At 45.5% G+C, this 22,467-nt stretch carries 20 protein-coding genes and 2 tRNA genes; 11 read left to right on the top strand and 11 right to left on the bottom strand.

Annotated elements, in window-relative coordinates:
- The first annotated feature begins 12 nt into the window (after positions 1-12).
- From EPX21_RS17015 to EPX21_RS17005, 3 genes are read left to right on the top strand one after another with little or no spacing between them, the layout of a single operon-like run.
- On the top strand, positions 13-840 hold the full coding sequence (locus EPX21_RS17015; protein ID WP_134090885.1) for a DUF3298 and DUF4163 domain-containing protein: 828 nt from the start codon (positions 13-15) through the stop codon (positions 838-840).
- Between the two features lie 7 nt (positions 841-847).
- Entirely contained in the window at positions 848-2,113 is a 1,266-nt protein-coding gene (locus EPX21_RS17010) for an aspartate kinase (protein ID WP_134090884.1), read from the top strand.
- Between the two features lie 29 nt (positions 2,114-2,142).
- The gene (locus EPX21_RS17005; protein ID WP_134090883.1) at positions 2,143-3,327 is read left to right on the top strand and encodes a class I SAM-dependent methyltransferase; all 1,185 of its coding nucleotides are present in this window, start codon (positions 2,143-2,145) and stop codon (positions 3,325-3,327) included.
- On the opposite strand, the gene EPX21_RS17000 is transcribed toward EPX21_RS17005, so the two are convergent.
- Both EPX21_RS17000 and EPX21_RS16995 read right to left on the bottom strand, forming a co-directional pair.
- A complete protein-coding gene (locus tag EPX21_RS17000) occupies positions 3,324-3,962 on the bottom strand; it encodes a DUF502 domain-containing protein (RefSeq protein ID WP_134090882.1) in 639 nt (212 codons plus the stop codon). The two genes, EPX21_RS17005 and EPX21_RS17000, sit on opposite strands and share 4 nt — an antisense overlap.
- A 16-nt stretch (positions 3,963-3,978) precedes the next feature.
- Positions 3,979-6,444 (bottom strand): bifunctional UDP-N-acetylmuramoyl-tripeptide:D-alanyl-D-alanine ligase/alanine racemase, encoded by a 2,466-nt coding sequence (locus EPX21_RS16995; RefSeq protein WP_134090881.1) that lies wholly within the window; start codon positions 6,442-6,444, stop codon positions 3,979-3,981.
- Positions 6,445-6,537: 93 nt separating this feature from the next.
- On the opposite strand from EPX21_RS16995, the gene EPX21_RS16990 reads away from it, so the two are divergent.
- The 3 genes from EPX21_RS16990 to EPX21_RS16980 all read left to right on the top strand — a co-directional run bounded on the left by EPX21_RS16990 (position 6,538) and on the right by EPX21_RS16980 (position 7,337).
- On the top strand, positions 6,538-7,026 hold the full coding sequence (locus tag EPX21_RS16990; RefSeq protein ID WP_134090880.1) for a regulatory protein RecX: 489 nt from the start codon (positions 6,538-6,540) through the stop codon (positions 7,024-7,026).
- 101 nt (positions 7,027-7,127) lie between these two features.
- Positions 7,128-7,200 (top strand) — tRNA-Gly (locus EPX21_RS16985).
- A 51-nt stretch (positions 7,201-7,251) separates the two neighbouring features.
- Positions 7,252-7,337 (top strand) — tRNA-Leu (locus EPX21_RS16980).
- A 33-nt stretch (positions 7,338-7,370) separates the two neighbouring features.
- Here the strand turns inward: EPX21_RS16980 and EPX21_RS16975 are convergent.
- On the bottom strand, positions 7,371-7,718 hold the full coding sequence (locus EPX21_RS16975; RefSeq protein WP_134090879.1) for a helix-turn-helix domain-containing protein: 348 nt from the start codon (positions 7,716-7,718) through the stop codon (positions 7,371-7,373).
- Between the two features lie 105 nt (positions 7,719-7,823).
- Between EPX21_RS16975 and EPX21_RS16970 the strand changes: the two genes are divergently transcribed.
- From EPX21_RS16970 to EPX21_RS23295, 5 genes are all read left to right on the top strand, one after another.
- Positions 7,824-8,594 carry an SDR family NAD(P)-dependent oxidoreductase gene (locus tag EPX21_RS16970; RefSeq protein ID WP_134090878.1) on the top strand — a complete coding sequence of 257 codons (771 nt, stop codon included), beginning with the start codon at positions 7,824-7,826 and terminating at the stop codon, positions 8,592-8,594.
- A 163-nt stretch (positions 8,595-8,757) separates the two neighbouring features.
- A complete protein-coding gene (locus EPX21_RS16965; protein WP_134090877.1) occupies positions 8,758-9,114 on the top strand; it encodes a VOC family protein in 357 nt (118 codons plus the stop codon).
- A 214-nt stretch (positions 9,115-9,328) separates the two neighbouring features.
- Positions 9,329-9,760, top strand: coding sequence for a YsnF/AvaK domain-containing protein (locus EPX21_RS16960; protein WP_134090876.1), 432 nt, complete (start codon positions 9,329-9,331; stop codon positions 9,758-9,760).
- A gap of 87 nt (positions 9,761-9,847) precedes the next feature.
- Entirely contained in the window at positions 9,848-10,621 is a 774-nt protein-coding gene (locus EPX21_RS16955) for a YsnF/AvaK domain-containing protein (RefSeq protein WP_134090875.1), read from the top strand.
- Positions 10,622-10,865: 244 nt separating this feature from the next.
- Positions 10,866-10,991, top strand: a complete 126-nt coding sequence (locus EPX21_RS23295) for a hypothetical protein (protein ID WP_255502217.1) — start codon at positions 10,866-10,868, stop codon at positions 10,989-10,991.
- Between the two features lie 28 nt (positions 10,992-11,019).
- Here the strand turns inward: EPX21_RS23295 and EPX21_RS16945 are convergent, their stop codons facing one another.
- The 8 genes from EPX21_RS16945 to nanU are packed head-to-tail and all read right to left on the bottom strand — an operon-like array spanning position 11,020 to position 22,402.
- The gene (locus EPX21_RS16945; RefSeq protein ID WP_240768712.1) at positions 11,020-12,999 is read right to left on the bottom strand and encodes a beta-N-acetylhexosaminidase; all 1,980 of its coding nucleotides are present in this window, start codon (positions 12,997-12,999) and stop codon (positions 11,020-11,022) included.
- 11 nt (positions 13,000-13,010) lie between these two features.
- Positions 13,011-14,210 (bottom strand): exo-alpha-sialidase, encoded by a 1,200-nt coding sequence (locus tag EPX21_RS16940; RefSeq protein ID WP_240768711.1) that lies wholly within the window; start codon positions 14,208-14,210, stop codon positions 13,011-13,013.
- Between the two features lie 11 nt (positions 14,211-14,221).
- Complete coding sequence (locus tag EPX21_RS16935) at positions 14,222-15,412, bottom strand: AGE family epimerase/isomerase (protein WP_130855043.1); 1,191 nt, start codon at positions 15,410-15,412, stop codon at positions 14,222-14,224.
- Position 15,413: 1 nt separating this feature from the next.
- Positions 15,414-17,507, bottom strand: coding sequence for a GDSL-type esterase/lipase family protein (locus EPX21_RS16930; RefSeq protein WP_134090874.1), 2,094 nt, complete (start codon positions 17,505-17,507; stop codon positions 15,414-15,416).
- A complete protein-coding gene (locus tag EPX21_RS16925; protein ID WP_134090873.1) occupies positions 17,488-18,711 on the bottom strand; it encodes an MFS transporter in 1,224 nt (407 codons plus the stop codon). Before EPX21_RS16925 ends, EPX21_RS16930 begins: the two co-directional genes overlap by 20 nt.
- 44 nt (positions 18,712-18,755) lie before the next feature.
- On the bottom strand, positions 18,756-19,856 hold the full coding sequence (locus tag EPX21_RS16920; protein ID WP_134090872.1) for a hypothetical protein: 1,101 nt from the start codon (positions 19,854-19,856) through the stop codon (positions 18,756-18,758).
- 55 nt (positions 19,857-19,911) lie between these two features.
- On the bottom strand, positions 19,912-20,835 hold the full coding sequence (locus tag EPX21_RS16915) for a dihydrodipicolinate synthase family protein (protein ID WP_130855039.1): 924 nt from the start codon (positions 20,833-20,835) through the stop codon (positions 19,912-19,914).
- A 31-nt stretch (positions 20,836-20,866) separates the two neighbouring features.
- A complete protein-coding gene (nanU, locus tag EPX21_RS16910) occupies positions 20,867-22,402 on the bottom strand; it encodes a SusD family outer membrane lipoprotein NanU (RefSeq protein WP_206106093.1) in 1,536 nt (511 codons plus the stop codon).
- Positions 22,403-22,467: the final 65 nt, after the last annotated feature.

Genomic DNA, 22,467 nt, shown 5'->3' with positions numbered 1-22,467 from the left:
CAAAGCTCCAACATGCTAAAAACAAGAAAGTCACCTTCTGTGAAACCAATGTTATGGCCAGCCTTCATACTCATTTTGGCCGCCTCATGCCAATCTGGAACAGAGCAAAAATCTGCTATAAAGAGTGACACCCTGCACTACAGCTACGAGCATTACCGCGTATCCAGCAAGGAGGTTGTAGACAATGAGGGAAATAAAGACACGACCTATTTTAACGCGATCTTTCCGGAATTCGAAAACAAGCAAATAAACGATTTAGTTAAACGGCAGTTTACCGCCAACCGGCAACCCGACACGCAATACAACTCCATTGAAGAGGAAGCAAAAGCCTTTATCGAGACCTATGAAGATTTCGTCAAACTAGATGAATATCCGCGAGCCTGGTATTCAGAAATGTATGCCAAGGTCATTCAGAACACACCCGATTACCTATGCGTGTCTTTAGAGCTTAGCGACTATACCGGAGGCGCCCATGGCAACTATACGACCCTTTTTTTCAATTATGATCCCGTTAAAGTTGATACCATCGGCTTGGAAAAGATTATTCCGGTAAAAAAGCAGGCGTCGCTCACCAAAGTGGCCGAACAGATTTTCCGGAAACAGGAAGGCCTATCTCCCGAACAGGCATTGGATGAATCCTACTTTTTCGAAGATAATACCTTCCACTTAAATAATAACTTTAGCCTAACCCCAAAAGGTTTGCTATTTTTGTATAATGTATATGAAATCAAGCCTTATGCAGCTGGCATAACCAAATTGATGTTGCCCTACGCGCAAATCGACTCGTTGATGAGCGCCGAGGGCAAGCGTATACGTGCCCAGCTAGAACAAGATATATAACAAATTAATGCAGGTATTTAAATTCGGAGGCGCATCGGTAAAAGATGCAGAAGGGGTAAGAAATATTGCCCGTATCATAGAAAACTTTCAAGATCAACAGCTTATCATCGTAGTTTCTGCCATGGGGAAAACTACGGATTTATTAGAAAAGGTAACCAAGGCCTATTATAAGCAAGACCCTATACTACCGGATTTGTTCGGAAAAGTGAAATCCTTTCATGAACAGATGCTGGACGAGTTGTTTGACGACAAGAACAACCCCATTTTTGACGATGTGGCCAACTTCTTCGTAGAAATCGATTGGATTATCGAGGAAGAGCCGCAAGATGCATACGATTATTTATACGACCAAATTGTTTCGATTGGCGAACTCATTTCATCCCGGATCATCGACGCTTACTTACGAGTTGTAGGCGTCAAGAGCTTATGGATCGATGCCCGGAATTATATCCATACCGACAATAACTTCCGGGAAGCAAACGTAAATTGGGAAAAAACGCAACGGGCTATGGAATCGTCCATCCCCGCTTTATTGGAAAAAAACCTATTGGTTACCCAAGGTTTCATCGGCAGTACGTCGGAGAATTTTACCACGACGCTGGGCCGGGAAGGCTCCGATTATACCGCCGCTATTTTCGCCGCCTCGCTCGATGCCGAACTGGTAACCATCTGGAAAGATGTACCGGGCGTACTGAATGCCGACCCGAAGTGGTTCGACGCCACCGAATTAATTCCCGAGCTCTCTTATCTGGATGCGATCGAACTCACCTATTATGGTGCAACCGTTATCCACCCCAAAACGATTAAACCCCTACAAAACAAGGGCATCGCCTTGGCCGTACGCTCTTTTCTCGACACAAACAGCAAGGGGACCCTCATACGGGCAACCAATAGCACGCTGCCTGTTTCCTCTTTTATCTTTAAGGTAAACCAGGTACTCATCTCCATCTTACCGAAGGATTTCTCTTTTATTGTGGAAGACAATTTCAGTCATATATTCGACGTATTTGCTAAACACCGATTGAAAATCAACATGATGCACAATAGTGCCGTTAGTTTTTCGGTCAGTGTAGATTACGATGAACAGAACATTGTTTCCTTAATTAAGGAGTTGAAAAAGCAGTATGATGTAGACTTTAAACGTGATCTGGAACTGGTGACTATCCGCTACCACAATCCGCAAACCATCGAGCGGGTATTGGTAAATAAAGAGGTTATTATGCAGCTACAGGACAATTACACCTGCCAAATGCTTATTCGCTCGGTGGAGTAAGGGCTGATTGCTGATATCTGAAAGCTAAAATGAATGAAGCGATTTTAACAGCAGCAGTACAGCATTTTTTACGGGCACGTATTGACACAGCGCCGGCGGCACTTGCTTTGCAGAAAAGCCCGTTTCCGGAGGTCAGTCCGGCGGAGTTAGCCAATCAATTGGATGGCATGAGACGATGCCGTAAGAAGCTTCCTTTGTGGTTTGAAACTGCAGGCATTTATTACCCAAGCTTATTAGCGATCGAACAGTCCTCCTCCGCGCTTACAGCGCATTACAAAAGTGAATTAATTACCTCCGGCAGCTCCGTGATTGATCTCACCGGCGGCTTTGGTGTCGACAGCTATTATTTCGCTCAGCGTGCCGCACGGGTGGTTCATTGTGAAATCAACGAATCGCTATCGGCCATCGCTGCACAGAATGCAAGGCAGCTGCAAGCAAAGAATATCGAATTTCTCGCCAAGGATGGCCTGGAATACCTACGGTCGACCGACGAGGTTTTCGACTTCATTTACATCGACCCGTCCCGAAGGGTCAAACAGCAAAAGGTGTTTAAATTGAGCGATTGCGAACCCGATGTCGTAAAGAACAGCTCCCTGCTTAAGCAGAAAGGCAAAACGCTCATCATCAAAGCAGCACCGCTTTTAGACATTCAGGCTGCCATTAACGAGCTTGCGGACTTAAGCGCTATCTACATCATCAGCGTGCGCAATGAGTGTAAAGAACTACTTTTTGTCATAGACGAAAAAAAGGACGACCATCCCATCACCTTTCATTGCGCCGCATTAAACGGACCAGCAGTGCAGGTTTTGGAGTTCGATGAGCTACTTGAAAAAACAAGTCATCCTAGCTTTCAAGATCCGGAAAAGTACTTATATGAGCCCGATGCTGCGCTCCTAAAAGCGGGGTGTTTCCGGTATACCGCCGTCCGTTTCGGTTTATCCAAGCTGCATCAGCATACCCACCTTTACACCTCCAAGGAGCTTAATAAAGACTTCATCGGCCGTAGTTTTGAAATCGAAACGACCGAAGCGTATAGCGACTTCAAAAAGAACAAAAAGCCCCTTCAGGGCAATGTATCTACCCGCAACTTTCCACTAAAACCCGAGGAGTTAAAAAAAAGACATAAAATCAAGGACGGTGGCAATCGGTATCTATTTTTCTGCACCGGGCCGGACAACCAACTGTTGGTTGTCTCCTGCAAGAAGGTGGATTAATCAGCGGCGAAAGGTTTCACATTTTTCAGGTCATCATCGTGTTCCAATCCACTTACCCCGCCCGAAACTACCAACTTCATGGCGTCGGTCGCACTCATTTTGAGCGGTGTAACGCGCTTGGCTTTCACCACACATACCTGTCCCGCAAAAGAGTAAGAATACGGGAAATAAACAATCACATCTTCAGGCAAATGAATCTTGCGTAGGTCATGCTGTGTTAAAAAACCGATCTTTTTAAGGCCCGTTTCATTCACTTCCACCAAAACCGGTTCATTGAATTTTTTCTCATCGCCCACAAAGGCCTCGGTAAAGTCCTTGATCGAAGAGTACAAGGTATTAAACAAAGGCACCCGATTCAGCAACTTGTACAAACGGTTATAGAACGGTTCTGTAATAAAGTTTGTCACCACCACGCCCGCCAAGATTAGGATGAGCACCATGATCACAATGCCTAAACCCGGTATATACAGCGGCTGTCCGGTTTCGTCGCGAATCAGCCAGCTAAGGTTTAACGCAGAATCAATGGTCGCTACAATCCAGAAAATCAACAGTAAGGCGCCCGCTAATGGCACTAAAAACAACACCCCTTTAATCAGGTAGTTAAACAACAATCTCACTAATGCTCTATTCGACATTTTTATGGTTTAGAATTTATTCATAGTAATATATGCGTCTTACACGTTGCGAAATACCCGTCAGGATTTCGTACGGGATGGTGCCAATTGCCTTTGCCAGGTATTCCGGCGACAGCTCATCTCCCATCACCAACACTTCTTCACCCACTGCAACATCAATGCCAGTAACATCCAACATGCACATATCCATGCAAATATCGCCTACGGTAGGCACCAGATGCCCTTTTATACGCATTTTGCCTACGCCATTTCCGAAGCGCCGACTATAACCATCCGCATAACCGATTTTTACCGTAGCAATCGTCCCTTCCCCGTTCAAACGCCCTTTTCTGTTATAGCCCACGGTGTCGCCTTCTTTTATCCGCTTAATCTGTGTAATTCCGGTGCGAAGGCGAGCTACAGACTGTAGCGGCAAGGCACGGTAATCGTCGGCAGATACGCCGTACAATCCAATCCCTAAACGCACCATATCGAACTGCGCTTGCGGAAAACGGGAAATCGCAGACGTGTTCGCTATATGTCTGACAAAATGATATCCCAGGCCAGAGGCTAAGTTTTTTGTAAACGAATCAAATAAACCGATCTGTTCCAGCGTAAAAGCGTCATGTTCCGGGCTACCGCTTGCCGCTAAATGCGAAAATACACTTTTTACGATGATTTTATCGCTGCTTTTCAACTTTGTCAGCAGTTCGCTCAGGTCATCCGGCTCAAATCCCAGTCGATGCATCCCCGTATCGACCTTAATATGTATCGGATAAGGCGCTGGCCCTGCAGGCGACAAGCTGCTCATAAAGGCTTCCAGTTCTGCAAAGCTGTATATTTCCGGCTCCAGCTGGTAAGCAATCAGCTGCTCGAAAGTCTCCGGCCCCGGACTCATCACCACAATCGGAAGCGTAATGCCACTTTTCCGAAGCGCAATCCCTTCGTCAACGTAGGCAACAGTCAGGTAATCCACCTTATTAAATTGCAACAGATTGGCAATTTCAAAACTGCCACTTCCGTAGGAAAAAGCCTTTACCATCACCATTAATTTCGTACCCGGCTTTAACAGCGTCTTGTAGGTATTAAGGTTATGCTCTAAGGCATTCAAGTTAATTTCGAGCGTCGTTTCATGCGTTTGTAAAGTAAGCGCCCTGCTTACCCTTTCGAAGCCAAAAACACGGCTTCCCTTGATCAGCACGGTACTGTTCTGAATCCCGAGCTGTGGGAGATGCGCAAGTAGCTCCTCCGTCGTGTCAAAAAACTGAGCGTCCATCTGGAATAAGGCCGCCTGTTGCCGAAGGTGCTCGCCAACACCGACCAACCGATCGATTCCCTTTCCCTCCAGCATCGTTGCAATCTTAACATAAAGCGCCCTTGTATCCTGTGCGGCTATCGGCAAATCCGAGAGTATCACCGTTCGATGAGGATGCTGCCGCTGCTGCTTCAGAAAATCTAAAGCAATCAATAAAGACGATAAATCATTGCTATAAGAATCGTCGATGATAGAGCAGTTATTGATTCCCTTTTTCAATTCCAAGCGCATACTTATCGGCAGAAGCGTCTGCAAACGGCTCATAATAACCGGCATTTCATAGCCCATTACCAACATCACCGCCCAACAGCAAATCAGGTTTTCTATGGAGGCCCTATCCGTAAAGGGCACCGTTAAGCGCTGCGCTTGTCCCTCAACATTTGCTTCCAGCACATATCGCTGGGCTTTCGCCTGCCAATGCGCATCAACCGATAACGTGGCTCCCTCCCCGATCGTCCAGGTAAAATGCTGCCTGCCGGGTACCGCTATTGTGGCATCCACGTATGTTGGATTATACACCACCATGTCGGCAACGCTAAAAAGCCTCAACTTTTCACGTGTTTTCTCTTGGATTGAAGCGAAACCATCGTCGTGCGCATGGCCGATATTCGTCAACACGCCCAGCGTCGGCTTCACCATCACCTCAATAGCTTCCATTTCGCCGACTTTGCTGATCCCTGCCTCAATAATAGCCAGGTTATGCTGCGCATCCATTTGCCAGAGCGACAGCGGCACGCCCAGTTGGGAGTTGTAGCTTTTCGGACTCCGAACGATCTCGTATTCCGGCGACAGCAGCTGATATAGCCATTCTTTCACAATGGTTTTACCATTACTTCCCGTAATGGCAATCACGGGATAATCGAATTGCCTGCGATGATAGGCGGCTAGCAACTGTAACGCGTGCAAGGTATTCGGTACGACAAGCCAATTGCTGTGGGGGCAGTCCGCAATCTCAAAAGCCTCCGCATGCACCACAAAATTCCGCACTCCCGACCGATAGGCCTCCTGTAAAAACTGGTGGCCGTCTCTCCTGCCGACGAGCGCAAAGAACAGCGCCTGCCTGGAGTTCGTTATTTTACGGCTATCGTATGCTAAGGTATTAATCACGGCAGCGGGGTCGACCAATTGGATAGACGTCGCGCCAATAACATCGGCGATCTCTTTTATATTGTAAACCTTATTGCTCATCTGCTTGGACTGAATGTCTTTTATCCTCTTCACCGGACTGTCCAAAATTGAGTATTTTTTAGGAATACGCCAATTTTTTGCGATTTTAGAAGCATGGATGATGAGCGAGCGATAAAACCCAAGATTTATACCAAGCGCGAAGCAAAATTAAAAGCAGAAAGCTACTGCGCTTATCAGGAACGCAGTCAGCAGGAAGTGCGCGATAAGCTCTATGCCTGGGGACTGCACCAGGGTGAGGTGGAAGAAACCATTGCCGACCTGATTACCGAGAACTTTTTAAATGAGGAGCGCTTTGCCCTAGCCTACACCTCCGGAAAATTCAAGCTCAAAGGATGGGGAAGAATACGGATTAAGCAGGGACTCAAAATGCATAGGGTATCGCCACGACTCATTCAGGATGCCCTGAAGGCCATCCCCCCCGAGGAGTATCTGGAGAAATTAGAGGCCTTGCTGGAGAAAAAAGCAGCGATTTTGAAAGAGTCCGACCCCTATAAAAGGAAAAATAAACTCGTGCAATATGCGCTATCCAAAGGCTACGAAAACGACCTGATTTTTGATATCCTGAGTCACAATAACTTATAAAATACTTTACATTTTTTTAAAAAATAATTTGCTGGAAATGTAAAACTGCCTATATTTGCATCACCAAAACGGAAAAAACGACCTCAAAAAGGTCAAAACAAGCGAAAGTAGCTCAGTTGGTAGAGCGCAACCTTGCCAAGGTTGAGGTCGCGAGTTCGAACCTCGTCTTTCGCTCCGAATCCTTTCTCTCGGGAAAGGATTTTAATTTTAAAAGCTACTATAGCTGCTGAAGTGGTGGAACTGGTAGACACGCAGGACTTAAAATCCTGTTCGCCCAAAAGCGAGTGCGGGTTCGATTCCCGCCTTCAGTACAAAAAGGCCAATCCAAACGGATGGCCTTTTTTTTATGTCGGCCCATTGAGAGACATTGGAGCTACTTCATATTTTAAGTTCCATTCTTTTATATTTTCTAAAATCGGCAAAAAAGCTAAGCCTTTTTCAGACAGCTTATATTCTACCCTTGGCGGTATCTCCTTATAGGCCAATCTTTCCAATAGTCCATCCTCTTCCAACTCTTTTAGTTGTTCGGTCAGTACTTTCCTTGAAATGAGTGGTATAATGGAATCTAGCTGACCAAAACGAATGGTACGATTGCCAATAACATCTATGATTATTGGTTTCCATTTATTGCCAATAGTGCCAATAGCTCGCGTAAATGGGCAATGCGAATTGCAAAACCTGTCGTCTCTCATATATAAAAAATTGTAGTTACCCAATAGTAACCAGAATATACTATAATAGTTACAAAGATAAACTATTGATAATACCTTTGCGAACAGATTTAAAAATATATAGTAATGAGTAGATTAATAAACAAAGTAGCAGTTATTACAGGTGGTAATAGTGGCATTGGGTTTGGCATTGCCCAAGAATTTAAAAATGAAGGTGCTAAAGGAGTTATTGTTGGCAGAAATCAGGAAACATTAGATCGTTCTGTAGCTCAGCTTGGAGATAACTTTATAGCGATCAATGCCGATGTAACCAACCTTGCCGACTTGGAACGAGTATTTAAAGAAACATCTGAAAAGTTTGGTAAAATAGACGTGATCGTAGCCAATGCCGGCGGTGCAGTTACAGGAGCAGCATTTGGTTCTGTGGAAGATATTGGCGAATCCGACTATGACAAGACGATGAATTTAAACCTGAAAAGTGTTTATTTCACTGTTCATAAAGGACTGCCGTATATGAATGATGGTGGTTCTATTATTCTTCTCGGGTCAAACGCAGCGCATCGGGCATATTCCAATTTTACGCTTTATGGCGCTACCAAGGCGGCTGTAATCCATTTTGCAAAAGGATTTTCGAACGACCTTTTAGGCAGAAAAATCAGAGTAAACGTAATAACGCCAGGCACAACAGATACACCGGTATTTGAGAGGTTTGTTCCTACGGAACAACTTGAAGCTGTAAAAAAATACTGGGCAGACGAAATGCCGATAGGCAGAATTGGGCAACCATCTGACATTGGTAAAACAGCAGTTTTTCTAGCTTCTGATGATTCTTCGTTTATGCTTGGTGCTGAACTCCTTGTTGATGGTGGTATGACCTATTTGTCGCCAACTAAATAATTGACCCACGCCGGCAAGAGTTTGATCATGTACAGGTTTATCGATACCTCCTAGTAGCGGCACCGGAAAAGATGCTTGCTTGGAACAACACTTTATATTATCTTGCAGTTTCAATTTCTATGTATCCTTGAAGATTTAGAAAACAAAATTAAAAACGTAGTATATGCTAACCGATATAAACCCAAAGCTGCCGATGCGAAATAAAGCCGCAACAAAGGATTTCTACCTAAACCGGTTAGGTTTTAAGGAATTCGGGCATGCCGACTACCAAGAGTATCTCATGGTTGAAAAAGATCGTATCCAAATTCATTTTTTTGCATTTGAAGCACTTGATCCGAAAACGAATTACGGACAGGTTTATATCCGGACCGACAATATTGAAGCATTATACGAAGAGCTATTAAGGAACAAGGTCGCCATACATCCCGCAGGCCATCTTCAAACAAAGCCGTGGGGACAAAAAGAATTTTCACTGCTAGATCCGGATAACAATCTACTAACTTTCGGACAAACGATATAACGATCATTCATCCCCAATTAACTAGGCTGTCTCAGATAAATAAACTTCTGGGCCTCGGTTGAGGCAGACCTTCTTCCAAAAAGAAAGCCTCCTGGCTAACCACTAAAAATGCGGTTTCCACCTCAAACTTTTCCGATGCTATCCAGTTTTAAAAACAGCAATAAAGCCATCAAGTATAAACATCGGTTAGCGCCGAAGGAAGGAATATAAGAAAATGGACGAAAAAAATAAAAGCGAGGATAAGAGCGAGCATAAAATCTTCTCCGTCAACTTAGCTAAAGATCAAAAGATAAGCCTGCCCGTAATTGAAGAACAGCTACGTGTAGAAAAGAAGACAGTAAAGACCGGAAGTGTACACATTTCGAAGAGCACATACAAAGATGAGGCCATTATTGAAGTGCCGGTAAGTAAGGAAAAAGTTATCGTAGAAAAAAAAGTCTTCAACACGTATATAGACACCCCACCTCCCCCTATTAGACAAGAAGGTGATAAAACGATCATTTCGGTTGTCAGAGAGGTGCTAGTGGTAGAAAAACGGCTGATGCTTACCGAAGAAATACATATTACCAAGCAGAAAACGGAAGAGATTGTGGAAGTAAAAGAAAGCCTTCAAAAAGAAGAGGTCACAGTGAAAAGACAAAAATAATGGCACAGGTATTGGCCTATTCATTACGGTACTGATCATCAAGATCAGTGGTAAAGTTGAAGTTGGAAACATTAAAAAAGAAAAGTTATGTCACATACAGTAATAGGCGTATTTCAGTATACGAGTGAAGCACAAGAGGCAAAAAAATATTTACTTGCCAACGGATTTACTGAAGCGAATATCGATATCGCCACTAACTATTCCCAAGCAGGCGAAGAACCAGAAAGGGATGAAGATTTTTTTGATAAAATGGGCGATTTTTTTACGAATCTCTTTGGTGATAAAGAGGAGGACGTTGCCCGTTACACGGAAGCCAGCCGTAATGGTACGGTTGTCACCGTGCATGCCATGAGCGCCGACGAAGCCGAAGTTGCCGGCCGCGTTTTAGATAATTATGGAGCGGTTGATGTTAATGAATATGCCGAAAAATATCGGGGTGCTACGACAGATACATCAACAGATCTTGCAGGATCGGCGTCTATCCCGGTTATTGAAGAAGAAATGCATGTAGGAAAGCAGGAAGTCGAAACCGGCGGTGTGCGCTTACGGAGTACAATTATTAACCGACCGGTTGAAGAAAGTATCCGCTTAAGGCGAGAACATGTGATTGTTGATCGGACTCCGGTTGACAGACCGGCTACCGAGGCCGATTTTAAGACCTTCCAGGAAGGCTCGATAGAAATTACCGAACACGAGGAAGTCCCTGTTGTGTCTAAGGAAGCCCGAGTGGTAGAAGAAGTTAATCTAAAAAAAGAGGTGGAAGAAAAAGAGGAGACCATTCGGGACAGCGTACGTAAAACCGATGTGGAAGCAGAGCCCATCGGCAATGAAAGCAGACTAAATACGGATAGGAATTTATAATAATAAACGTCGCTGCCGATAGCTTTTAACCAAGGCAGATGGAATTTCCATTCTGTCTGCCTTGGTTAAAAGTTTTTTTTATTAATGGCGCACTTTAAACAAACACACTATTAGCTATGCAAATTCGGAATTTATCTTATGTATTTTCAAAGTTTACTCCATGTAAATTCAAAATAAATTTCATGTATTTTCAAAATTCAAAGTAAAAGCCACACAAGCCGTTACACCAAAGCTTTTCACTAATATGGACTATTTCGCTGAGCTGGCAAGTCCACAACCCGTGAACAAAACCTTAATTTACGGCGGTGATGAAAATCAAGAGCGCACAAAATATAAGGTATTAAGCTGGAGAGATATCGGGAGACTATAAATTAATTTTATCTCCATTTTTTTAAAAATCAGTCCTTACGGAGCGGAACAAACGTAAACATCCATTTCACCGGATTTTGCCAATCCTTTCCCTTGAAACGATTAACCGGTAGTTTTACCAATACCTCATTCCAACCCCTTTTTAAATAAATCCTAGTAGGCTCTCTGAACGTATAACCTTCATCTCGCAGCGGCTTTTCCAGATCGCCTTTCATTCCCGCCTGTATCCAGCGCGGAGGTTCTATCAATTGATGATTAACCCAAAGACAACTGCCGCGATCGTCCCAGGTATTCGAAGCCGGAGAATCGGACGCATAAGAGCGTGACAAATCATTGAAGCCAATCCAAAAGGCCCGTATTTGATCCTGATCACTCCAAACTTTCGTGCGGGCATACCAGGTTGTTTGTTCCTGCGGATTCGGCACCAATCCCTGAAGAATATCAGCCCACCAGTGCCGCAAGATTAAGGTTCCTCCCACGGCTTCAAAAGCAGCTTTTTGATGATCATAACCCTTGGCCATTTCCGGCGCAAAGCGCGCCTCCGAGTTTCCATCGTTTTCATAAGGCCCGTAAAACTGCCAGATCAAATCACTTTGCTTTACATAAGGAAAAGGAAGATTTCTGAAGTACTTTTTTTTATGCGTCAATAGCCGATCTTCAAAACCTGCAAAAGCATGCCCCTCCGCCGTCGTTATATTGTCAATATTGCACCGCCATTCAGGTGTGCCCCCTCCCCTCCAACTGCGTTCAGCAAAAGTTAGCAAGGCCAGATATACCGCATTCTGCAATAGTACAGCCGTTTCTTTCCCAACTGCGCGGTCCGGCCAGCAGCATAAGGTACCCCCCAACAATCGATCATTTCCCTGCACCTGTTCTCCTATGCGACGAAAGAATAACGTCGTTACAGACTCCAGCGGATCCATATGATTAATGTAAAGATGCCTTGAGTCGATGTAACGGGCAGCAGCCGTATCCGCTACAGGCTGAGGACCCCCCATCCAAAGTTGGCGGATGGTTTGCTGTGGCAGATTCCCCCCCGGCTCCCATCCAATGGTTCGCTTTCCCAAGCTATCCAAAAAACCGACCATCTCCGGCAGAAAGTTCGGATTGGTAATTTTTACTTCATCCCCGCCAATATGGATATACGGCAAATCGTAGTTTGCACAAAATTCGGTTAATAAGCGTTTGATATATTGCATGCCCCGTGCCGACTGCATATTTACCCCTAACGCTCTTTCAAAAGCCCCGCTATGTCCCGGCATATCAATTTCCGGCACTAACGTAATATGACGTTCATTAGCATAAGCAATCAGTTCCCTGAATTCCGCTTCCGTATAGTAATTCCCTGGCCAACGCAGCATGTTCGTGGCATCCGTTAAGACAGGGAATGCTTCACTTGCCAAGCGCCAGGCTATATCTTCCGTAAAATGGAAATGGAAAATATTCATTTTATAAGCCGCCATCACATCCAGTTGCTTTTTCAGCAACCTCATGGTCTGGTAGTTTCGCCCGACATCAACCAAGTAACCTCTCCATGCAAATGCAGGCCAGTCCTTTATTTTACAGGTCGGCACAGTCCCTTTATCTGTGATAAGTTGCCTGAACGTTTGTATAGCATAAAAAATCCCTTTAGCCCGGTTCGCTTCTATCCGCACGTTATTACCGGTAACTTCAAGTTCATAGGCCTCTTCACTGTTAATCGGTGCCTCCACCGTTCCCAGCCGCAGCTCCAAACAGGGTTCATTCGTTACACTTTGCGCAAAGCGGGTATCAAAGCCATGCGACGCAAGTAATTGAGCTAATAGCGTTAACTCATGCCTGAACTTGAGCGAATCCTCGACGACGATTGTCAGTGGTCGATTTAAAGTAAACTGGCTTTTGGTCCATTTCACCTCCTGCGGATAAGGTATTAAGGCCAACTCTGCTTGCACGACCTCGGACTTAACTACCGTTAGATAAAACAAGAAAAAGAATAAGGTTCTTAACTTTTTAAATCGGTTCATCTTCATTTGGCGCCGCTTTATTTCCATTTAACCGGAATAAAAACAATCGACTTATAGTTGTCTTTCTCGTATAATATACCAACGGTTCTCTTCCCAAGTCGAACAAGATCAGAATAAGCTGCATAACCACCTTTATAAGCAAGAGGGGCCGTGGCAACCCGCTTATTATAAAACCAATGTTGACCATCATCTTTGCTCAAACGTAAGGTCAGGCTGTCGCGGTTCTGCGTAGCTGCCGCATTACAGAAAGCCAGTATCCGATTTCTCTTATCTAAAAAGGAAAGCACACTTCCCTGATTAACCGGATCCGGCAATTGCTTATCATAAAAGGTAGTGTCCCAAGTCGCCCCCCCATCCTTACTGATACTCACGATTCTATTTCGCACCTGTCCCTGCTGGTTACGGGTGTTCATCAAGAGCCTGCCTCCAGTCAACTCAGCCGCCATCGACTCATTCCCCCCTTCAAACGAAACGCTCTCACCCAGTTTAAACGTCTTCCCATGATCATCCGTATAATAACCATGTGCCCGGTAGTCTTTGAACGCATCTTGTGGCATGCCGGCAGAATGGTTGGCCGCAATAAAGATCCTTCCCTTAAACTTCCCGGCCTCGAGCTGCACCGCATGTCCGGGCGTATTCGCATAACTGCGCCAATCCTCCTTAAAACGGTAAGCAGGATTAAAAGCGGGTTGATTGGGTCGATGCGTCTGCAGTGTAATATTCACAGGTTCAGACCATGTTTGTCCGTGATCCGTGGAAGTAACATACCATACCTCACGTACCCCTTTTCCCCGGCGCACCTCACCCTCATGATTATTACCCGTATTATAAAACAAAAAAATACGGCCTTGCGGATAAGCAGGATCCGTTAAATCCACTACTGGCGCCGGATTGCCCGCTTGTAAATCGCCGTAATCGACCACCTTTTGCAAGGTGTTCCAGGTTTTTCCGTTATCGGCACTCCGTTTCATCACAATGTCGATATCCCCAAAGTCACCCGCATGAGCCACCCTGCCCTCGCAAAACGCGAGTAAATCGCCATTTTTAAGTTTAATAATGGCGGGAATCCGATAGCTTTGATATCCTTCCCTTTCAGAAACAAAAACTGCCTTTTCAGCAGTAGTATCTTCCGGCAATCCCTCAATCTTTTCCTTTGCAAAGCTCATCTGCTGCAATAGCAGCATACACCAGGCTACCACCATCGATTTTTTGATCATATTCTCTTATTTTATCTTGTTTTACGTAAATATTCATCCAGCAGTAAATAGCAGTACCACTCTTGCCGAGGTAGATGAAAGGGCCCCTTAAACAAATTTCCTTTGGCCGTCTGCGCAAGGCGGCCATCCCGATGAAGATAACCAAACCATTCGCCATGCACCCGATCATGAAAATGTCCATACGCATATTCATGGATCATGCGGTGCCATTGCGCATACTTTTCGTTCCCCGTCATCAAGTAAGCAAGCAAAGTAGCAATGATGGCCTCATTTTGTGGCCACCAGAATTTCATATCCTGCCAATACTCCTGTACCGGTTTACCATATACATCGCTGAAATATAAAATACCACCCTGTTCTTTATCCCATCCCCTTTCCCACATATAATCAAGCATCCTACATCCCAGCTGAATCAATGCCGGATCATTGTTCCGGTGTTTCGCCTCATGCAATATAAACCAGGCTCCTTCAATTGCGTGCCCCGGATTTAAGGTCCGGCCATCTATATGATCAATGATACGACCATCAGGTGCCACCTGCTCCATCACACATCGGATATCATCTTTCACAAAATCCGATTCAATTTCACTGATCCAATTACTGATCGCTTGGTCGCAACGTTCATCACCGATAATTCCCCGTAACTGCTGCGCCGTATTCATCATAATCATCGGTACGCCGATACCCTTCGAAGGTCGCGTATTCATAAACTTGGCTGGCAATTGAAGCTCACCGGAAGCATAGCGCAAACAGCTACCGAACAGCGTGCGGGCGTAATCAGCAGCCTCCTTACTCCCGCTTGCTTTGGCGTAAGCGGCTAAAGCAATCACCGCAAAAGTTTCCGAGAAAAAATAACGGCGTTTCCGAATCGGTTCGCCCGATCGGGTCACATGGAAGAACATCCGTCCATCCTGATCAAAGCAATGCTTCATCAAGAAGTCATATCCAAGCTTTGCGCCTTTCAACCATTCTTCTCGCTTTTCTATTGTATTGTAAAGTGTCGCCAGTAACCACGTAGCCCGTCCCTGAATCCAAACCGCCTTATCATCATCAATTAAACTACCGTCCTGATCGCGCATCAACAGAAAACCACCATTTTCCTCATCATAAGACCGCGGAAACCAAAATGGAACGGTATCATGCAACAGTTGGTTCTTATAAAACTGTTTCAATGCCTTTAGCTCTTCTATCGTGTACATCATGTTATTCAGTTATATCCATGCTAAATGTCGATACCGGCACCCCCTGCTCGCTAACCAGATTCGCGCGTGTGAAAGGCTGCCAGGCATAACGGAGTGCCTTTGGAAAAACACCTTTAGGTACTTCGATCCGTATTATATTATGCTGTATCTCCACCGCTGTGGGTAGCACATTTCCTTTCGTGTCAATCCATTCAAAGTCCTTTACCGGCTTACCGTCAGCCGTTTTCAAGTCGGTGGTAAAATATAGATTCAAAACCGCTCCCCCTCGGTTCATTTCCTTTACTTCAGGTGCATCCGCCAAGATATCCCGACCATAACTATGCGCCAATGCCAAATTGGCCAAACGTTCGCCAACCGGAATCTTGTTGGTCGGATGTACATTCAATGAATCACCAACATCAGCACTGATAGCCATCCACGTATTCGGAATCTCCTGCTGAAGACGCCTTTGTACATCCCTAAAATATGGCCATGCCGGCCGGCCTATACTAGTAAGTTGCACATAATAAAAAGGCAGGCTATCCTGATTAAAAAACCGACGCCAACCCTGAATGAAGGTCTTGAAAAGTTTCGTATAAAGCTCCGGATTATGCACATTGCTTTCACCCTGGTACCAAATAACCCCTTTGATCGTAAAATCCCTTAATAGCGCCACACCTGCTTCAAAATTATAGGCCGGTTCGTAAGGGTGCCTTTGCCCGGGATTTGTTGCAAACTTTAAATTCACATCAGCCCTCCCGCGATTCCAGTCCATAATAAAATCAGATTTCCGCCAGTTATTGAGCATATCCACCAGCAGCGGATCATTCTCCAGGCTGCAGCGATCTATCCACGACTCGATCCCCGAGCCACCTACCGCAAGCTGTATCAAGCCAATCGGTACGCCCGTTTCCTGTTGCAATCTGTTACCGAAGACATAGCCAATGGCCGAGAAGCTCGCGGCATCTACCGCGTTCACCCGCTTCCATATGCCGTTAAAATACTGCAATGCGTTCGTCTTCCTGAGATCTTCTTTAGACCAGGCCTTATCACTCGTGGGCGTGGCCCCTTGAAGCTGATACAAGCGTAAATTCATGCTGCTGTCTGCCTGCTGTGCAAGCATCGCTCCCCCTTGGGCAGCCCGCAGCGGAAAAGCCATATTCGATTGCCCGCTACACAACCATACATCACCCACTAAAATGTCCCTTAGCACGATATTTCGATTTTCACTCCGCACAAGCAGCTGATAAGGCCCTCCCGCTTCCCTTGCGCGCAATGATACGGTCCAACACCCGTTCTCGTCGGCTTCTGCCATGCCTTGCTCCTCGCCCAAACGGACTTCCACGCGCTGCCCGGAATTCGCTATTCCATAAATATGAATAGGCCTTTCGCGCTGCAGCACCATATGATCGGCAAATACCCTTGGCAGTTGTAAACCACCGTAATTTCCCGTTATTTTTTTAAAGACCGTTTTGGCAATAATTTCAGCACCCTCTTCATTCGGATGCAGGTTATCCGGAAACAAATCGGGTCGGCTATGCAAAGGTTCCTTTAGGTTGATCAATTGAGCCTGATGTGTTTTGGCAATAAGGGGCAGCAGTTTCTGAATTTGCTTATACCACTCAAAAGTACCCGATTTAAAGCGGGGATGACCGCTAAAAATGGGCGTTAACACGCACACATAAAGCTTTACCTTTGGATTTACCTCCTGTAAGGTATCAAGCAGCCAATGATAATCCCGCTCAAACTGATCCCGGTAATGGGGCCAATTACGCGGATCCGTATCATTCAAGCCGAGATGGACGATGGCGACATCCGGCTTAAAAGCCGATGCATCCAAAAATTCCTGCGTCTTGAAATAAGGATTATGTCCGTTTTTTAATAAGGTTGCCCCACTATGGCCAAAATTACCGACCTGATATTTCGATCCCAGTAACTGCTGTAATTGCGCCGGATACGATTGTACAGAAGGGTCCTGCAAACCATATCCATAAGTAACCGAATTACCCATACAAGCTACCTTCATCACCTCGGTAGCGCCGCTTTTAAACACATACAAGCAGCAGATCATAAAAAAGCAAACACCTTGCTTTATCTTATTCTTCTTGAAAATCATTTGTGGTCGGTTTTAGTAGTGATAATTGCAGGAGTACAACAGCTAAAACAATAAAAGCCAGCACTGCGAAAGCACGCCCCAGATGGCCTGAATCAACAAATCTTCCCAGAAGATCCGTAATAAACGCCCCGGAAAATACCCCCACCATATTCATTAAGCCGTAAGCCGTTGCCCGATGTTTGGTGTCGACGAACTGACAAAGGATCGGCATATTGTTTGCATCGAACATACCGAAGCCCAGGCCAAAACCCAGCGCTGCCAATAGCACAAACAGCAAGCTGTTTCCGAAGCCCAAAAGTAGCAGCGCAGGTACCGTTAAACCCAGTCCGATCGCACTGCAATAAATCCGTCCTTTTATATGCTTATTCACCCAGGCATCCGATAGCATCCCACCAAAAATGACCCCCACAAAAGACGACCCGGCAATTGTAATCGTCGATAAAGGCCCGGCCGCTGCCATTGGGATATTCAGATTATTCGAAAACAAGGTAGGAAGCCAATTCTTCGTAGCCCAACCCGGCAAACTGGGAATGGCAAAATACAGTAAGATCATCCAGAAGGAGCCGTTCCGCAACAAAACCGACAGCCCACTGAAAGGTGTTCTTGTAACGGTAGGTGGTGTCGTTGCCGTGGGTCTATATTCTTTCAATAGCCATACCAGCACCAGCGCATAAGCCATACCGATGTAACCAAAGGTATGAAAAGTAGCCTGCCAGGAGGTATTGCTGGCAATTGTAGCCCCGAAACCTCCCAGTGCCTGCCCGAAATAAAGCCCTGTCATATGTAAGCCTACGGCCAAAGAGCGGGTCCGCTTTTGATGATAATCGGCGATAAGCGAAAGACCGGCAGGAATATACAAAGCTTCACTAACCCCCATAATAGCCCTTAAAACATAAAGCTGATGATAAGTGCTTGCATAGCCCATACCAAATGTGACGCCCGACCAAACAAACAAGCTACCAACGATCAACCATTTACGATTCGTTTTGTCGGCTATCATACCCGCAAGGGGACTCATTATACCATAAATCCATAAAAAGACCGCCATGAGGTGGCCAAAATTCGTAGCCAGTTTCAGTTCCGTGATGTCAACCTGCATGGCGGGTTTCATCGTGGCCAGCATTTGCCGATCGAGGTAATTCAATAGAGCCACTACCCACAGTAAGGCTACTACTAACCAAGGATAATATTTCTTTCGGTTCATTGCGCGGTGTTTATCATTGGTTTTGTCTATCTATTGGTCATTTATCATTTTAACTTTCCCTTTAACACCAGCGGCGTTCGAATGCCGGCTTTCACCTCCCCACTCGGTATATATACCTGCCCTCCCCACCATACTGCGGTGGTTGTAACCGGTGCATTTATCGGAAGTTCCTCTTTAACCCGCCAAGTATCAGTTAAGCTATTGTATGCCCAAACTTTCCGCCCGAAACCCGGATGTGCGATCTGTATGTTATTCTTTTCGTCGATCAATGCCCGCTTCTTTTCACTATCTTCTTCCACTGCAATTTCGCTCAGCAATCTTTCCACCTTTTTAAACGTAGCGCCCTGATCGCCGCTGAATATCCAAATTTCATCTTCACCCATTGCGAGCCCTGTACCTGCCGATAAAGCTTCTGGTAAAGGCGCTTTAGCAATCCATTTTTTTGATTTGATTTGATATTGCCAAACACCCTGATAAAAATCACTCAGCGTCCCTTCATTCCTTTTTCTGCCCCCAATTAAATAGATAGCATCACCCAGGCTAAACAAATAAGCGTGGGAAACAGGGTAGGGCAGATTCACTTGTCTTATCCATCCTTTCTCCGGTTGCCGCATATCCAAGGCAAGCAACTGATCAGAAACGCCCTTCTCCAGCTCGCCACCGGCCAAATAAAGGATATCGCCCACAGACGTCATCGCTGCATTGCTTAACCGAAACGGCAGTGGTAGCAGTTTTTTTACTTGAAGGTGTTTGCCCTTCTTCCGGTATTGCAGCAAGAGCGTTTGATCGCTCAATCCTTCCCGATTTTCTCCTCCGGCAATTACCATCCCATCCGCCGTGCTCCAACTCGCACCATAAGCGAGATCAACCGGCAGTTCAACCTGATCCATCAACTCTTCCGCGTTCTTTGTCTTTTTATAAACATAAACCTGCCGGTGATAGGCCTTTACACCCCCCTCCCAAGGCAGTTTGTCCGGAAAATTTGCACCTCCTCCAATTAAAAGCAACGAATCGCACACCCCCACAATGGGGCCGGCCAAACCTGGATGTACCGTCCCCTTAGCTGCGCCGGGTATTGAAAAGGCTACCGACCAATCAAGCTGCCTTTGTTCATGCCGGCCCTTCACCGATATGGCTATTGTCATGAATATAAGAGAAATAATACGATAAAAACCTGTGTTCATTATAAAAAATTGGTGCTCAAGGCAAAACCGACCGGAATTGGTCAAAACCCAGGGCCAGAACATCTTTTCTAAAGCGCTCGGTTTCCTCTTCACCCATATTCTGTACCGGCAAACGAAAACCACCGCAATCGATGCCTACCAATTTCATGTAGGCCTTGCCTGTTGCGATGCCCCCATACTTACCGAGCAATCTAATCATATCGATCGACTGTTGCTGCAACTTTTGTGCGTCCCCAAGCTTAGCCGATTCAAAAGCAGCGATAAGCTTGTGGTAAAGCGGAGCGGCATAATTGAAGGTGCTACCCACCGCACCCTTCGCCCCGAGCACTAAAGCCGATAACATATTTTCATCACGCCCCCAGAGCATATCATATTTACCCGCTGCAAAATGTAAGCAGGTTAAAAAATCCATGAAATCTTCATGCGTGTATTTAATGCCCGCAAAATTGGGTATGTTGCCATCAACGGCCGCTAAAAGATCGGCCATTTGAAAACCAACGCCGGTCAGCACCGGAATATGATAATAATAGAAAGGCATGTCCGGAACCGCAGCAGCCACCGCTGCACAGCAATCCGCAAGCGCCGCTACATGCGGCGGCTTAAAATAATACGGTGCCGTGAAAGAAACCCCATAGAGCCCGAGCCGATAAGCCTCCTTTGCCAATTCCTTGCAGTCGCTCAGGCAGGTACCCCCTAGCAATGCCATTACGTTAAAGTCATTGTCTTCCGCGGTGGTCACCGCCCAAGCCTCCATAACAGCAACCTTTTCGGCAAAGGTCATCGAGGCCCCTTCCCCTGTAGAACCGCAAATAAAAGCACCAGCAACGCCATTGGCTTTCAAAAATCGATAATAATCGGCAATACCCGTTAAATTAAGTGCTCCCGAGGCATGCATCGGTGTAAAAGGAGCAGCAATTAAACCCGCTAAGTGTTTATTCATGTTTGTTATCATTTAATTTCGTACACTCAATCTAAAATTGCGAATAGCCATCAGTCTGCGCGAGCGATCGGTTATTTGTTAAGGTATTCCGATCAATCGGCCAGTATAACTTATACGCATCGGAAGCAGGAAGCCCGGTGTACTTATAAACAAAAGCATCACCAAAACGACGCAAATCATACCAGCGCTTCCCCTCTCCCACAAACTCAAAAAAGCGTTCTTGCAAGATGGCCTCCGCAGGATTAGTGTCCACAAGTTGATTGGGATAGCCGTGTACGGCAGCTTGATAATTACTTCCATAGGCTCTTTGACGGACCTGATTTATTTCGTCGGCCGGATTCTCGCCCAAGATCGCTTTCGCTTCCGCCAGCAACAGAAGTAAATCAGCGTATCGATAAATCGGATAATCATTGGTATAGGCCCTCATTCCTGCATTCTGTTCGCCCTGAAATTTTCTCAGGAAACAACCCGCCATACGGTATTTTCCCTCGTTATCCTTTTCATAGGCCGCCTGGATACTGGTATTTTTTCGCGTATCGTCCTCCTCAAATTTTCTATAGGTCTGTATTTTAGTGGGGGCGCGCAGTATACCGCCATAATTATCGGCCGTTACACTAAATTGCCTATTTTCAAGCGAATCATAGAAATTCGCAATCAAACCCGTTTGCGGAACAAAATTGCCGATAAACCCTAATGTAGCTTCATTCAGTTGATGCCTGATTACAAAGATCATTTCCGCATTTCCTTTGTTGGCGGCATCAAATACTTCCCTATAGCTTGTTAGTAGGTTCAAAGACAAGTTGCTTTGTACCTCAAGCAGCGCTTGTTTAGCGACCTCCGCGTCTGCTGCCCCTCCCTCGCGGTGTGCGGTCCATAAAAAAACTTCCGCTTTCAGCATCAGCGAAGCAGACTTTGACCAGAACGCTTTGTTGCTTCGGATACTATAATCCGAGACAAAATGGCTTATCGACGTCTCAATATCCTGCCTCACCAAGTCCAATACTTCATTAGCGGGGCTCGCTTCCTTTGCTAAATTAGCAACATCAATATCCGCTATTGCCTCCGTTTGCAGAATGGCCTTCCCCCAAGAACGATACAATTGAAAATAATAAAAGGCCCGCATACCATGGGCAATGCCCAAATAATATTGCTTGGTTGCTTCGGTTACAACATTTGTGCTATTCAATTTGCTGATCAATAAATTCAATTGATTGATGTTACTATAGAAATCTCCATAATTACTTACACCGGGGTTATCCAGGTCAAGGTTATGTAACCACATCCGTTCCAGGCCCTGCGAGGCTTCACCGGTAAAGGAGGCTGAGGTACCGGCATCATTTCCAAAAATATCGCCTCTCAGTTCGCCCAGATACATAAAACCTTGCGCATGGTCTCGGAAACGGGTATGCAAACCCGTAACAAAGGCGTCAAATTGATCCGGCGTTTTCCAATAGCTGGCATCGCTGATGGTACTCACCGGTACCAAATCCAGCTTTTTATTGCACGAAGTAAGGCCCGTGGCACCTATGCTGATCGCTATAAGCGATATGATCATTGTAGTTTTCATTTAAATAATTTTTTCTTTCAATGGCAATGAAGTTGCTATACTATTTTTTACATTCGTTCATTTGA

The organism is Olivibacter sp. XZL3 (assembly GCF_004368405.1).
Classification (GTDB): Bacteria; Bacteroidota; Bacteroidia; order Sphingobacteriales; family Sphingobacteriaceae; genus Olivibacter.
This window is presented reverse-complemented; position numbering and strand designations above follow the sequence as displayed.